General features: G+C 52.1%; 16 protein-coding genes and 1 pseudogene. 1 reads left to right on the top strand and 16 read right to left on the bottom strand.

Annotated features, from left to right (window positions below; translation table 11 throughout):
- The first annotated feature begins 38 nt into the window (after positions 1-38).
- Positions 39-542, top strand: a complete 504-nt coding sequence (locus MKQ70_RS12295; protein WP_248071202.1) for a thioredoxin family protein — start codon at positions 39-41, stop codon at positions 540-542.
- A gap of 88 nt (positions 543-630) precedes the next feature.
- On the opposite strand, the gene MKQ70_RS12290 is transcribed toward MKQ70_RS12295, so the two are convergent.
- From MKQ70_RS12290 to MKQ70_RS12220, 16 genes and pseudogenes are all read right to left on the bottom strand, one after another.
- Complete coding sequence (locus tag MKQ70_RS12290) at positions 631-1,284, bottom strand: DUF1349 domain-containing protein (protein WP_248071201.1); 654 nt, start codon at positions 1,282-1,284, stop codon at positions 631-633.
- A 117-nt stretch (positions 1,285-1,401) separates the two neighbouring features.
- Entirely contained in the window at positions 1,402-2,223 is an 822-nt protein-coding gene (locus tag MKQ70_RS12285) for a hypothetical protein (RefSeq protein WP_248071199.1), read from the bottom strand.
- Positions 2,213-4,089, bottom strand: a pseudogene (locus MKQ70_RS12280) (RagB/SusD family nutrient uptake outer membrane protein). Before MKQ70_RS12280 ends, MKQ70_RS12285 begins: the two are co-directional and overlap by 11 nt.
- Positions 4,090-4,113: 24 nt before the next feature.
- Positions 4,114-4,623 (bottom strand): hypothetical protein, encoded by a 510-nt coding sequence (locus MKQ70_RS12275; RefSeq protein WP_248071196.1) that lies wholly within the window; start codon positions 4,621-4,623, stop codon positions 4,114-4,116.
- Entirely contained in the window at positions 4,535-4,957 is a 423-nt protein-coding gene (locus tag MKQ70_RS12270; RefSeq protein ID WP_248071194.1) for a hypothetical protein, read from the bottom strand. The genes MKQ70_RS12275 and MKQ70_RS12270 overlap by 89 nt, the downstream gene beginning before the upstream one ends.
- Complete coding sequence (locus tag MKQ70_RS12265) at positions 4,957-5,109, bottom strand: hypothetical protein (protein WP_372489967.1); 153 nt, start codon at positions 5,107-5,109, stop codon at positions 4,957-4,959. The genes MKQ70_RS12270 and MKQ70_RS12265 overlap by 1 nt, the downstream gene beginning before the upstream one ends.
- Positions 5,100-5,621: a hypothetical protein gene (locus MKQ70_RS12260; RefSeq protein WP_248071193.1), complete on the bottom strand. Its 522-nt coding sequence runs from the start codon at positions 5,619-5,621 to the stop codon at positions 5,100-5,102. The genes MKQ70_RS12265 and MKQ70_RS12260 overlap by 10 nt, the downstream gene beginning before the upstream one ends.
- A gap of 29 nt (positions 5,622-5,650) precedes the next feature.
- Positions 5,651-7,441: a SusC/RagA family TonB-linked outer membrane protein gene (locus MKQ70_RS12255; RefSeq protein WP_248071191.1), complete on the bottom strand. Its 1,791-nt coding sequence runs from the start codon at positions 7,439-7,441 to the stop codon at positions 5,651-5,653.
- Positions 7,442-7,645: 204 nt separating this feature from the next.
- Positions 7,646-8,794 carry a FecR family protein gene (locus tag MKQ70_RS12250; RefSeq protein WP_248071190.1) on the bottom strand — a complete coding sequence of 383 codons (1,149 nt, stop codon included), beginning with the start codon at positions 8,792-8,794 and terminating at the stop codon, positions 7,646-7,648.
- A 69-nt stretch (positions 8,795-8,863) separates the two neighbouring features.
- Positions 8,864-9,409, bottom strand: a complete 546-nt coding sequence (locus tag MKQ70_RS12245) for an RNA polymerase sigma factor (RefSeq protein ID WP_248071188.1) — start codon at positions 9,407-9,409, stop codon at positions 8,864-8,866.
- A 231-nt stretch (positions 9,410-9,640) separates the two neighbouring features.
- Positions 9,641-10,153, bottom strand: coding sequence for a hypothetical protein (locus MKQ70_RS12240; protein WP_248071170.1), 513 nt, complete (start codon positions 10,151-10,153; stop codon positions 9,641-9,643).
- A 51-nt stretch (positions 10,154-10,204) separates the two neighbouring features.
- Positions 10,205-10,864 carry a mechanosensitive ion channel family protein gene (locus MKQ70_RS12235; RefSeq protein ID WP_248071168.1) on the bottom strand — a complete coding sequence of 220 codons (660 nt, stop codon included), beginning with the start codon at positions 10,862-10,864 and terminating at the stop codon, positions 10,205-10,207.
- A 16-nt stretch (positions 10,865-10,880) separates the two neighbouring features.
- Positions 10,881-12,497, bottom strand: a complete 1,617-nt coding sequence (locus tag MKQ70_RS12230; RefSeq protein ID WP_248071166.1) for a hypothetical protein — start codon at positions 12,495-12,497, stop codon at positions 10,881-10,883.
- Between the two features lie 210 nt (positions 12,498-12,707).
- The gene (locus MKQ70_RS12225) at positions 12,708-12,926 is read right to left on the bottom strand and encodes a hypothetical protein (protein ID WP_248071164.1); all 219 of its coding nucleotides are present in this window, start codon (positions 12,924-12,926) and stop codon (positions 12,708-12,710) included.
- 20 nt (positions 12,927-12,946) lie between these two features.
- The gene (locus MKQ70_RS38295) at positions 12,947-13,081 is read right to left on the bottom strand and encodes a hypothetical protein (protein ID WP_282456407.1); all 135 of its coding nucleotides are present in this window, start codon (positions 13,079-13,081) and stop codon (positions 12,947-12,949) included.
- A complete protein-coding gene (locus MKQ70_RS12220; protein ID WP_248071162.1) occupies positions 13,078-13,344 on the bottom strand; it encodes a hypothetical protein in 267 nt (88 codons plus the stop codon). Before MKQ70_RS12220 ends, MKQ70_RS38295 begins: the two co-directional genes overlap by 4 nt.
- Positions 13,345-13,402 lie beyond the last annotated feature (58 nt).

The following is a 13,402-nucleotide window of genomic DNA, read 5'->3' as shown; positions in this document are numbered from 1 at the left end:
TTTGGTATGGTGAATGTTTAAAAGGAAACCATTTTAAGATGACTTTTGAGGAGTATAGCAGCTATTTCAGCACCATTATCAGCCGGCGCGACGACGAACAGGTAGCGCCTTACGACAAGCCGGCCTACATTGAATACACCAGGTTAAACTGGACCCGCATGCAGCGCTGGTTAAAGCCCGACAATCTTACCAACGAGCTCAAAGCCGCAGTGGCCAATATTACCACGGCGCAGCAATGGATCATTATCACGGAACCCTGGTGTGGCGATGCAGCCCACAATGTGCCTTTTCTGCAAAAGGCCGCGGCGCTTAATCCGCTGATCAATGTAACGTATGAACTGCGCGACAGCGAGCCTTTCCGCATCAATCAATACCTGACCAATGGCGGCAAATCGATTCCCAAACTGATTATCCGCGATGCTCAGGGCCACGACCTGGCCACCTGGGGACCACGCCCCGCGCAGTGCCGTATTGTATCAAAAACTCGCGGAGGAGAAAGTTCCTTTCGATATCGTGAATGTGCAGATCCAGACCTGGTATAACAATGATAAGGCACATGCCATTCAACAGGAACTGTCGGCATTGCTGCGTAACATTATGCAATAAAAAAAAGCCCCGCAGGGCTTTCTATTATTTGTTCGCGTTGTTCTTCAGCCATTCCAGCCTGCGCTGGTCGGGAAGGTGTTTTACACTGAACTGTTCGAATTTTGCGTTAAAACCGGCGCCATCGGGACAGGCGGCCATCAGTCCTACCATTACCGGGGTGTTATCCTGCAGGTGCGCGTTGCGCATCATGGTGTAAGTCTTGTCATCAAAAGAATAAAAGATTTCTACCGCGTCCAGTCTGCGTACGGCTTTGATCCATACAAACGGTATGGCTTTATCCAGCGTGATCACGCTCCAGTCCGACGTGTGATGGGTTACCACGGTGCTCAGGTTGTATTTGCCGTCCACGAACTCGATGCCTGCCTTGATATAATTTTCTTTATCGATTCTTAACATTAGTCCCATCTGGTCGAAGCGGGCCTTGTACTCGCCGGTAATCTTCACTTTTGCTTCAAACTCGCCGCCGTAGGTAGTGTATAAAAACGGAGCGTCGTCCACCGTAAAGCCATAGTGCGATATACGCCAGTAGTCGCTTTGCGGGGTCACGAACATGTTGAGCACATTGCTGTTGATATCCCACTTCGCCGGTTCATTAAACCATTGCATTTTGTCTAAAGTCTGCGCACCTGCGCCTTTGGCCATGGCCAGGCAGAGGAAGGCCGTTATTATTCTTTTCATGTTGATGATGGGTGTTAATGATTTCCAATGGCGCGCAAGTTAAGGCATGGCGGGCGTAAAGAAAAGGCCGGCCTGTAAAGGCCAGCCTTATATGCACTACAACATCGAGTAAATCCGCTACCAATCGCCTTTAGGCAGCGTGATACCGTTATAAACTTCTTCCAGCAGCGCGTACATCTCCGGATCGTACGACTGCAGCGCACTGCGGGTATATATATTGTTATGGATGCCGTCGCCATTAACTGGACCGGGGGCATTCAGGTCGAAGTAGCTCTGTACGCACTCCGCCCAGTATTCATCGGCGTTGGAGCCGGCGTAGGTATTTGCCCACTTGCCCGATGCGGTGGCCGTTTCGTACAGGGTTTGCACCCTTTTCTTAAAGCCGGGTATCAGCAACTCCAGCGCATAGTTTTTTATCGCATGCCCGAACTCGTGCACCACGATGTTTTCGGTTTTATAGCGATCGTACTGGTTGCGCAGAATGTCGCCCTCATGTACGCCGCAGGCGCGGTAGTTGGGCGCAGGGCCAAATCCGCCGCCATATCTTTTGGCATCGATGCCTGCAGGCCAGCCTGGGAGCGCGTCCGGGTATTCCGTATTGCCAAAAATCGCCAGGTACACGCGTTGGCGGCGTAACTCAGACAGGGCGCCTTTAGGCAGGGTGGTCGTCAATACCCTGCAAACGATGCGCGCTTTCTCTATTGCTTCGTCGCTTACTTTCGCTGCTGCCACAACGGGAATGCTGTCGGCGCCATCGGAAAGGCTGACATACTTTTCGTAGTAGTTCGTGTCGATGCCAAACATACGGGCTTCGGTGGTGGGTACAACGGAGCGGCGCACTGGCGGCTTCATTTGTGCGGGCGAATCCTTGCCGCAGCTGAGGGCCGCGAGGGCCGACAGCAGCAGGAAGGTTTTTATTCTGATCTGTTTACCAGCCATAATTCTGTACCATATTTGGGTTTACGTCCATTTCCCGCTGAGGGATAGGCATCAGGTAATGCCTGTCTGTAAATACGCGCGTTTGCATCGGCACTACTTTGTAGAACACAGCCAGGCCTGCGGCCTCACTGTTTACATCCAGTCCTGTCGCCTGCAGTTCCGCTACAGTCGGGCGGGAGTTCAGGCCATGTACGATGCCGTTGTCGGTTTGCTTCGCAATCATCCATCTTCTTACATCCCAGAAGCGATGTCCTTCAAACGCAAACTCTACGCGCTTTTCGTTCTGCACTCTTTGCGGAAACCTTCTACAGTATTATCCGAAGGGATTACCGGAAGCCCCGGCATATCTACACGGGTACGCACGGCATTGATAGCGGCAAAAGCGTCGGCGTTCGGGCCGCCATTGTATTCGTTGAGGGCTTCTGCATAAGCGAGGTAAAACTCTGTTACGCGGAACAGGGGATCGCTGCGCTGTGCATCGGGAGAAGCCCACCAGTTGGTCGGATCAACTTTGGGATCGCACCATTTGCGCACGTTGTAGCCGCTCACAGTAAATGTGCCGGAGCTTTTAGGCCATGCCTGCGAATAGCCGTTGTTGCCACCCCACCAGGCCAGCCTTACCGGCGTATTGTTCGTTCTTACCGGTGCAAATTTGCTGTTCTGGTAAGTGATCGTGGCATAAAAACGAGGATCGCGGTCTTTAAAGCGGTTGGATACATTGTCCAGCCACACCCACTCGTTGGTACCGCCGGCGCCCCATACCCAGGCGCTGTAAAAGCCTTCGGTCGTGTAACCGGAGCCGGGTTCGTTGATCGGGTAGCCGGTTTTAGTTTCGTATGCGTCTACCAGTTCCTGCGTAGGACTGTATTTGCCCCATCCGCCCCATGGGCCGCCAAATGGAAACAGCTCTAGGTCGATCATTTTCGTGTTGGCGTTCAGTTTAGGCAGGATCGTTTCTCGCCAGTCGCGGGTATAGAATTGCTGCGCATAACTGTTAATAGGATCATTTGCAATACCGCGGTAAATGGTGTAGCCGTCGAGTTCCATTACGCGTTTAGCCGCATCGGCCGCCTTTTTCCATTTCTCCCGGTCATATGCCTGGCTGAACAGCTTTTTGCCGTCTTTGTTCGCGATGTCTTTGTACAGCGGGTTGCCATTAAATAAAGGGCTGGCCGCGTACAGCAGTGTACGGGCTGCCAGGGCATAAGCCGCGCCGCGGTTGGCGCGCCCGAGGTCGGCATCCGGATGGTGCTCCAGCAGTTGCGGGGCAATCTCTTCACACTCCGATACGATGAAGTTTACCACCTCATCCACCGAATTACGCGGCGCCGTAGTGCTTTCGCGGTCGGTGATAGACAGTGATTTGGTGAATAGGGGCACCGCGCCGAATTCTTTAAAGAGCTGGAAATAATACAGCGCTCTCAGGAAACGGGATTCTGCCTTGTAATGCGGAATACGCGCCGCGTAGTAAGATACCTGGTCGCCCGGGATCGGTACTTTATCAATATTCTCTAAAAAGAGATTCGCTTTACGGATGTTCTGGTACTGGTAAGACCATTCGCCGAACGGGTTGTCTGCGGCGTTCCATGCACCGGTATTATATTTTAGCGACCAGTAGCCCGCGCCCCAATGGTGAAAGCATTCGTCGGAGGCAGCAGTAATTTCGTTCAACGTGGTGCCGTCGCCCAGGTTGTTGGGCAGCAGCGAATACAGGTGGGCCAGCGCGGCGTTGGAGTTGTTGATGTTGCTCCAGATCTGTTCATCGGTTACCAGCTCGTTCGGCACTACGTCCAGGTACTTGGTGCAGGACGAAAGGGTGGCGAGAAATAACGCACAGCTGGCCAGTTTCTTTATGTTGAATTTCATTGTTTACCTTTTAATTGTTACACATTACAGTCCTATAGTAATACCCGCGTTGATCACACGTTGTTGCGGATAGTTACGGGAATCATTCGGCATTTCGGGATCAAAGATTTTCAGGTGGTCCCAGGTAACGAGGTTGATGCCGTTCACGAACGCGCGTACATTACCCAGCTTGGCTCTCTTCACCAGGCTTTGCGGCAGGGTGTAACCAATTTCCACGTTCTTTAAACGCAGGTAGTTGGTGTTCAGTAGCCAGAAGGAAGATGTTTGGTAGTTGTTTGCGTTGTTGGCATAGGAAATCCTCGGGTACTTGGCGTTCAGGTTATCCGGCGTCCAGTAATTGCCTTTAATGTCGGCAAGGATGCCCCCATCGCCGGAGAAGGGCCATATAGCCGGGCCGGTAATCCATACGTTGCCACCGAATGCCCCCTGTAACAACACACCGAGGTCAAAGCCCTTGTAGCCCAGTCCAAAGGAGAAGCCCAGGGATCTTTTCAGGAACAGAAGGTTTGCCGAGGTAAGCCCTGTCCAGCTCATCGATTTTGCCGTCGCCATTCATATCCTTGTATTTGATATCACCTGGCTGCATTACGCCAAATGCGCTCTGGTCAGGGCTTTTATCAATATCGGCCTGACTGGCGAACAAGCCCGTGGCGATCAGCGCGTACTGGTCGTTCACGCTGCGGCCGGTGCGCATAAAGTATTCGCGGCCTTTCAGGTAGGGTTCGTCCATCGCAATGATCTTGTTGCGGGCGAAGGAGAAGTTGCCTTTTACGAAGTAGTTAAAGTTTTTGAAGTTCTTTTTATGTTGCATTTCCACTTCAAACCCTTTGTTTTCCACTTCTCCAAGGTTTACCAGCGGCAGGTTCACTACCCCCAGTGCAGCCGGTATGGTGCCGGGATTGGCCAGATGTTGGTCCTGCGCTCGTAAAACACGTCGCCGGTAAAGGTGATTGCATCCTGCCACAGACCGAGGTCTAAGCCTACGTTGTATTTCTGTGCACGTTCCCAGGTTACGTCCATATTGCCGTTCTGATCTTCGGTAGCACCGCCAAACCAAACGCCATCGCGGTTGCGGCCAAACGTATAACCAGCTGCGCCCAGCGTCCAGTGCTCTGGTACAGGAAGCGGCGGCCACCGATTTTATCGTTACCCACTAAACCGCCCGAAGCGCGCAGTTTCAGCAGGTTTAAGGCCGATACCCGGTCTCTCAGGAAGTCTTCTTCGCTGAGCACCCATGCAAGTGAAAAGGAGGGGAAGAAGTCGTAACGCCTGCCCTCTGGGAAGTTCTCGGAACCATTGTAACCGAAGTTGAACTCTGTAAAGTATTTCGATTTGTATGCGTATGCCACACGGCCGATGTAACCGTTGTATTTATAGGGCAAACCACCAATTGCGTTACCGCTGCCTACTGCATCGAAGTAACTTTGCTGCTGGTACAGCAACATCGCGCTCACATCGTGTTTGCCGCCGAATACGCGGTTATAGTTTAAGTACGATTCCAACTGCATGCGACGGTTGCTGTTCGCGCTCACATCGTAGCTAAGGGTGTTTACACCATCACCTACCTTGATGTAGGTGCCTTTCGTAAGATCTGTTTCTGGTCGTTGCCCAGGGCGTATTGGTAGGTGTAATATGCTTTGGTGCGGCGAACGTTGCGGAAGCCGTAGGAGTCGAACGACAGCCTGGCGCGGGCGCTCAGGCCTTCTACGATCCAGGGCAGGTTGAGTTTAAAACCTGCAGTAGCCTGTAAAGTATTTTCGAAGTTACGCTGGTAACCGCCTGCGGTCAGCTGTCCGTATGGATTGTAAGCCTTCGCGGGCAGGGCGGAGATTGAACCGTCGGGGTTTTTCAGCGGGTACAACCAGGGTGAAATAGACTGCATGCCTGCGAACAATGCACCGGCACCCACGGGCGGGTAGTTGTTGTCGCGCACGATTTCACCGAGGTTCAGTTCCATCGAAAGATCTTTGGTAATGTTGATATCGATGTTCGAACGGAAGTTATACCGGTTGGAACGCGCCTGGATATTATAGTCCTTGATCTGGTCTTCGAACTTATACAAACCGTCCTGTTTCAGGTACGACATTGACACGAAGTATTTCACGGTCTGGTTGCCGCCACTTACGTTCAGGTTAGCCTGCGACATCTGCGAATGTTTCTTCAACATTTCTTCGAGCCAGTTTACATTAGGGTACAGATATTCGTAGGCCGGCATGCTGCGGTCGCGGAACTTGTTCAGGTACTCATCGGTGTACATGGCGGAGTTCTGGTTGTCGTTAATCAGCCCAACTTTATACAGGCTCAGAGCGTCGTAGCTGTCGAGGTACTCGGGCAGCCTGGTGGGCGACTGGGAGCCGGTTTGCGCGGTGAAGTTAATATGTGGTTTACCGGATGCGCCGCGACGGGTAGTAACGAGCACCACGCCGTTTGCGCCCCTTACTCCAAATACAGCCGTGGAAGACGCATCTTTCAGGATGGAAATATTTTCCACTTCGTTGGCGTCGATGCTGCCGAAGGAGCGCTCCACGCCATCTACCAGCACCAGTGGCGACTGGCTACCGGTAAACGTAGCCATACCGCGGATCCAGAGGGCGGTACCATCGTAGCCCGGCTCACCGCTGTTTTGCAGGGTGATAAGGCCGGGCAGGCGGCCTGCCAGTGCGTTACTCAGGTTCGCTACCGGACTTTGTGTGAGTTCTTTAGTGCCTACCGTAGCAATAGCGCCTGTCACGCTGATCTTTTTCTGTTTACCATAAGCCACGATCACCACCTCGTTCAGGTTGGTTTTGTCAACGAGCAACATGATGGACATCGCTTTGCCCGGCGTGGCTTCCACCTCGCGCGGCAGAAAGCCGATAGCCGATACCAGGAGGATATCACCGGCATTGGCCTCAATGGTGAATTTACCGGCAGGATCGGTAACAGTGCCCACTTTTGTGCCTTTTACGGCTACGGTAATACCGGGTAACGGTCCGCCCGCGGAGTCGGTTACATGACCGGTAACGGTCGCAAACGCGGGTGCATCGGCAGCTGCAGCGGCTTTCTCCGCAGCCTGTACTTTACCGCGGCGGATGAAAATCGTTTTATCTTCTATACTGTAGTTGAGTGCGCTGTCGTCGAGTAATTTGCGCAGGAACTGTTCCAGCGGCATGTTGGCGGCTGAAATAGTGACCGGCGCTGTTTGTTTCAGGAGGTCCGGATTGTAGAGCATGACGTAGCCGGTTTGCTTTTCAATGGCAGCAAACGCGGATTCTACGGGTTGTTTCACCAGTTTAATGGTGATGGTCTGCGATTTTACAACGGCGCTCACCTGCAAACAAAAGGCAAGGAGCGCGATGGCGGTAAGCTTCATACAACGTAGGATTAGCGTAAATCGGCCGGGCATAGGGTGGCCTTTACAAAAAGCATTAATTTTCATACTTTCGTAGCAATTTTTGGTTGATCAAATAAATAGCAGTTTACACGCTGATATATTAAGGAGCAGCCAGATACTTGCCGCTACGGGTGCGATCCGTGGCGGTTTTTTATGCCGGCTCCCGTATTCAGTTTACGTTTGCTAGGGACTTACGGTCAGTGTTCGCCCTTCTGTTTTAAAATGTACGTCCATAGAGGACAGGCCTTTTAATACCTGGTCCAGATTCAAGTTGCGCTGCATTTTGCCGCTGAATACCAGGTCTGGCACACCCTTTTCATATTTCACTTCCACATCGTACCAGCGGGCTATCTGCCGCATGACTTCCGCAATGCCGGTACGCCCGGAGAAGTGGAACATGCCGTTTTTCCAGGCTACCGCCTGCGCCACGTCTGCGTTTTCCACGATTTTGATATGATCGTGTATGCGCGCCTGTTGCCCCGGTTTCAATAAGGCTTCTTTCCCGTTATTATGAATGTTTACAGACCCTTCGAGCAGGGTTGTGCGGATGCTCTCCTCATCATCGTAGGCATTGATGTTAAAATGTGTACCGAGCACCTCCACACTTGTCTGTTCATTGATTTTTACGATGAAGGGTATTTTCCGATGCTGGGCATCGTATGCTGCCGCTACTTCGAAATAGGCTTCGCCAGTGATTTCCACCTCGCGGCTGTTGCCGTTAAACCCGGTAGGGTAGCGGAGCGACGAGGCGGCGTTCAGCCAGGCGATAGTGCCGTCGGACAGCGTGATCCGGAACTGCCTGCCCCGCGGTGTTTCCAGTTTATTATACTGCACACTGGCCTTGCCGGTATTGTTCGTGTAGGCAAGTGTACCCTTTTGCAGGGTAACGTTACTGCCGCCCTGAACGGATATTAACCCATGCCGGGTGCTGTCCAGCAGTACAGACTGCCCGTTGCCCAACGTTAAAATGGCGCCCTCGCTGCCCGGTGTGATAGGCTTTGCGGCGGCTTGTGGTGTAATGGTGGCGGAAGGAGAACGTTGCAACAACAGGGTAGCCGGTACGGCCAGCAGCAGGAGACAGGCGGCAGCTAGCCACCAGCGCTTGTATTGGCGTGGCTGGCGTGACTGCAATACTTCCCGGAACACCTGTTCGGCTTCGCCGGCAGGCAGCTGTTCCAGCGGCATACCCGCTTCTATTTCCGCGTCTATCAGTGCACGGAAACGGACTTCGTTCGCCGGATCGGCGAGCAACTGTGATAACTCCTGCAACTCTTCCGGCGTACAGGTCCGGGCAAGGTATCTGGAAAAGAGAAAATCGATGCGTTTATTCATGCCGGTATAAGGCCTCCTGCTATATCAGACACGCGAAAAGGAAAATAGGGGTAGTTAAGCCAAAACTTTTTAAAGATGCGGGAATATAATGATGAACAGTACGCTGGCATTGGCTTTCAGGCTGGTGCGCAAGTTGAAGTTTGCCTGGGCCAGGTGCTTTTTAACGGTTTCGCGGGAGATTTGCATGTGCTCGGCAATTTCTTCGAGGCGTAATCCTTCCATGCGGCTGAGCTCAAATACCTTTTTTTGTTGCGGCGGCAGCTGGTTAACCGCGCCGTATATGGCTTCCCGTAGTTCCCGGGTTTCCATGGGATTTACATTTTCCGGCGCTTCACTGCGAATGGTCATTTCTGCTACCATCGCTTTGCCATTTACCTGTTTGCGTAAAAGATTGAGCAGGTGATTGCGGGTGATCGTGTTAATATACGAGGAGAATTGCTGCACATCGCGCAATTTTTCGCGGTGCAGCCAAATGCGGACAAAGATCTCCTGCAGGGCGTCTTTAGCCTCTGTAGGAGCATCGAGCAGTTTCCGGGCAATGGAATATATGCGGTCGCGATGCTGATCGTACAACATGCGAAAAGCGATTTCATCTCCATTTGCTACGGCCTGCAACAGGTCGCGTTCGTTGTATAGTGGAATAGCTGCCAGTTGATCCGGGTTGGGTTGGTTGATAAATTGCCGCTACTAATTTAGGAGACAAACGGATATGCTGGTTTACAAAATTTAGCCGGTTATGACAGGATTTTGCGCAGATGGGTTATTTAGCTTATCAAGATGGGTTGATTTTAGTAAAGGCCGGGCTTAATTCCCAGCTTTACTATTTTATGCAGCAGTTCAATCACATTAATTTAGTTTGGTGATGGTTGAAATTCTGATGCCGTTTACGCAATCGTCCACGCACGCGCTGCCAACAGACTGGCCGACAAAAGAAATCATCCCGTTGTTGGTTGTCTCAAAGTAGTTGACGCGGTCCTTCTTTTTAACCAGGTACACCTTTTTGGCTTCCGCATATACTTCGTCCAGTGTAATGCAAGCGCCGCCTCTCTCATTGGTGTTGAGTGTGGCGGCATCCTCGGTATATTCGAAGGTGGTTTGCAACTGGCCATTCGTGTCGCGACCCTTAGCAACGTATGTGCGTGCCGTGACAACCCCGTTTTTAACGGTGATGGCGGTGGCCGACGAAAAGCCAAATATAGAAGCGCTGGTTACCGTATAGGTATAAGCGTTGTTGCTTTCAGCTTTAAACGAAAGCCATGCTTTGTAGCTTTTTTCATATGCATTTTCGTGGGCAAAGTCTTCCTTGTTACAGGCGGTAAATAGTAATAGAAAGGCCAAAAGTGGGAGAGTGGAACGCATTAGTATGGGTTTTTATGCCTGTGAAACGCACTGCCTCCCCGAAAAGTTACATTATTCTTCTTCTTTAAAGAAATGTACATCCCGCTGCGGAAACGGAATAGTGATCCCCGCCTCGCGTAAAGCCTTGTCTACAGCGATCAGTACCCTGCTTTTGGTGGCGAACGTTTCCCGCAGGGAGGTTACCCAGAAGTACAGTTCAAAATCGATGGAGCTTTCCCCGAATGCTTTGGCTACCACCAGCGGGGCCGGGTCTTTTAAGATATGATCGTCCGCGGCCAGGACGCCGGTAAGTAAGCGATGTACTTTTTCCAGGTCGGTGCCATAGGCTACGCCCACGACGATGCTCGACCTTACCTGGCGCTTACCCATACTCCAGTTGAGCAGCGAGTGGTTCAGTATATCGCTGTTCGGCACCACATTTACACTGCCGTTGGTCAGTACGATCGTACTGCTGCGGAACCCGATGGATTTCATGGTGCCCACTGCACCGTTTATTTCGATTACATCGCCTACATTCACGGGTTTTTCGAAGGCCGGGATCAGCCCGCTGACCAGGTTGCTCACCAACCCCTGTAAACCCAGGCCAATACCCACACCCAATGCGCCGACTATGATGGTGATGCGGTCCAGTGGAATGCCGGCCGCCGCTACGGCGAGGAACAGGCCGGAGCTGATAACGATGATGCGTACTAATAATAGCCAGCTGCCCAACGATAAACGGTTGTTGTTATCCGTATTGGAAGCACGGTGCTCGTCGGAGGCAAAAAGATATCAACCTGGAAAGGAACATAGAGCAGGCCAGGATGGTTAGAAAGATCAGCATGCCCTGTATGGAAAAGGTATATTCTCCAATAGTTCGCTGCTCGCGGATAAACGATACAATGGGCGACGATATGCGGGTGTAAATATAGAAGTTACGCGCGACCAGCACAAACCAGCCGGCTATCAGCGCTGCGTACAGGATCGACGGTGCGCGGCCGCCTACGCGTTCGAAGTTGATAAAGAACAGGTGTTTGTCAGGTTGCTTATATACCGCTGATGCTACTGCCAGACCTTCGTTGATCAATCTCGCCGTCCACAAAAATAAAATGGCCAGCACCATGCCGAAGTACCCGCAGGTCATAAAAATCTTCGCCAGGTTATAGCGCCCGCCAATGTTAAACACAAGGGAAGCGGCTTCCATCAGTGTCAGGAAGAGGATAAAGTAAACGATGCGCGGCTCGCGCAGCACCGGCCGCCAGCGGGGCACCAGGTGAAATGCGCCGCAGATCGTTCCCAGGGCGGCCAATATGGCAATGATCTTCCGTTCGGTGTCCGAAGCCTGCAGCAGCAGGTTGTCTGCGGAAGCCAACAGGAACAGTACTACAATAATGATCCAGAACCGCAGCCAGAACGCTGAGATATGTCCTGCAAAAACAAATATGAGGCAAATGGCCGGAACGGCCCAGAACAGCAGGTTCACCAGGAACGGCGGGTCGGGGAGAAAGAACTGGAACAGGCTGGTGATGATGATGATGGCCGACAGCAAAGGGCGGCGCACTACCAGTTCGTTCGCCTCTTTATCCGACACCCTCGCCCTCAGTGTGGTCAGGAACCGCCAGGATGTGAAAATACCGAGCAGTAGCAGGAGTATCCACATGTAATTATACGCCAGGTAGTGGCGCAGGGCCAGTTTATCTTTTTTCCAGGAGAAAGCAAAGACCCGGGAAAAGGATGTCCGCTGGGCCGGCAACTCCCTGTCAAAAGTCGTGGAGGCCAGCGACCTGCGCAGGTTATTCACCTGTTCAATATTTGCGTTCAGTTCATATTCGATCAGGTCTACTTTGGTTTGCAGATCCTGGACACTAAACAAAGATTGTTTAATGCCACTGTCTACGGGACTGGCGTCTTTCCCGATCACCACTATTTTTGTAAGGTATTTGACGAGCGCTACGGAATCGTTCGGGAAGGCGAGGAGCTCATCGTGCCCGGTGAGGGAGTCGATAGTTTCGCGGTATTTCATCAGCTGGTTCGTGTAGTTGTCCAGCTGCCGGCGCTGCTGCTCCATATGCAGCAGCAATTGCGAGAGGATGATAGCCGACACTTTAAGGTCGCGCAGGGTTTGAAAGGGCCCGGGATCGGTGAGGATGCCTTCGCGGGCGGTTTGCATATCGCGACGGGCTTCTTCTACTTCACGGGCAATAGCGGTGGTATCTAGTCCTTTCTGAAGATAAAGTTTAGCCTCCAGTACAGTTTTGCGGATTTCGTTCAGCAGGAAGCGCTGGGTGCTGGCTGCCTTGTTAGCGGCTACTGTTTCCCTGCTTTTTACCGTTTCTTCTTTGCCGAAACGTTGTAGACGCTGCACGAAATTTAATGGCGTCGTGTCGGCCGCAAGCTGCGCGGAGTCGTTTGACTGGCCCAATGCCCGTGTGCAGATCGTGCAAAATAGAAAGCATATAGTAAGAAAGCGGACCATCATAAGGGGAAAACGACTACAGTTAATGCAAGTTAAGTTACCCCTTTTTATGGAATTTTCCCGGGCATCAAAAAGACCGCACCGGGCGGCCTTTATTGATCACTGTTTCCAGGAATTTCGGATGATCTGTGCAAGTACGGCGATCAGCAACAGGTTAAACTCGATCCCGTTACTCCCTCCGCCTACAACAAACCAGCCGGCTGCCGCATGCACCATCACAATACCCACTATCAAAATAAGAATAGTGACAGCAGCCGGGTACAATATCCATCGGTTGGCGGCTAACGCAGCCGCACAAACGATGTGCGATAATTTCACTGTCCATGCAACAAATAACCCTATCGATCCAAACCCGACTTTTGCCAGTACTCGTTGCCGAAGGCGTTAACGCCGCCGTTCAGCATACCTGGAATACTATGTGCCAGCAGAATGATGGCGGTTGTCCACCTGATGATCAGTGTTTGTTTACTCATTGGCCAAGGTTGTGATGCAACGGCCCGAACGACATATAGCCCTGCGCAGTGGTATTTACCGTGGCATTGGCTTTGGTCGAGCTGCCGACAATAATTTTTCCGCTAACGGCCTGTCCGGGTGCGCCGAAGCCTGTAGTCATGCTGGTTGCCAGCAGACCAACAGGCGTAATGCCGCTGCCGGCTACGGTTACACTTTTGCTCCAGGGCAGGGTGACATCGGTTTCGATCTGCTGGGCGCCGCCGGCGTTAGTGTAACTAACCATTAGTTTGCCGCTGTAGTTACCGGTTAGTTCGTACTTTACTTCGCGGGATCCGCCAGGT

Origin of the sequence: Chitinophaga sedimenti (genome assembly GCF_023156195.1) — a bacterium.
Classification (GTDB): Bacteria; Bacteroidota; Bacteroidia; order Chitinophagales; family Chitinophagaceae; genus Chitinophaga; species Chitinophaga sedimenti.
Note: the sequence above shows the minus strand (reverse complement) of the source record. Positions and strands in the feature narration are given on the sequence as shown.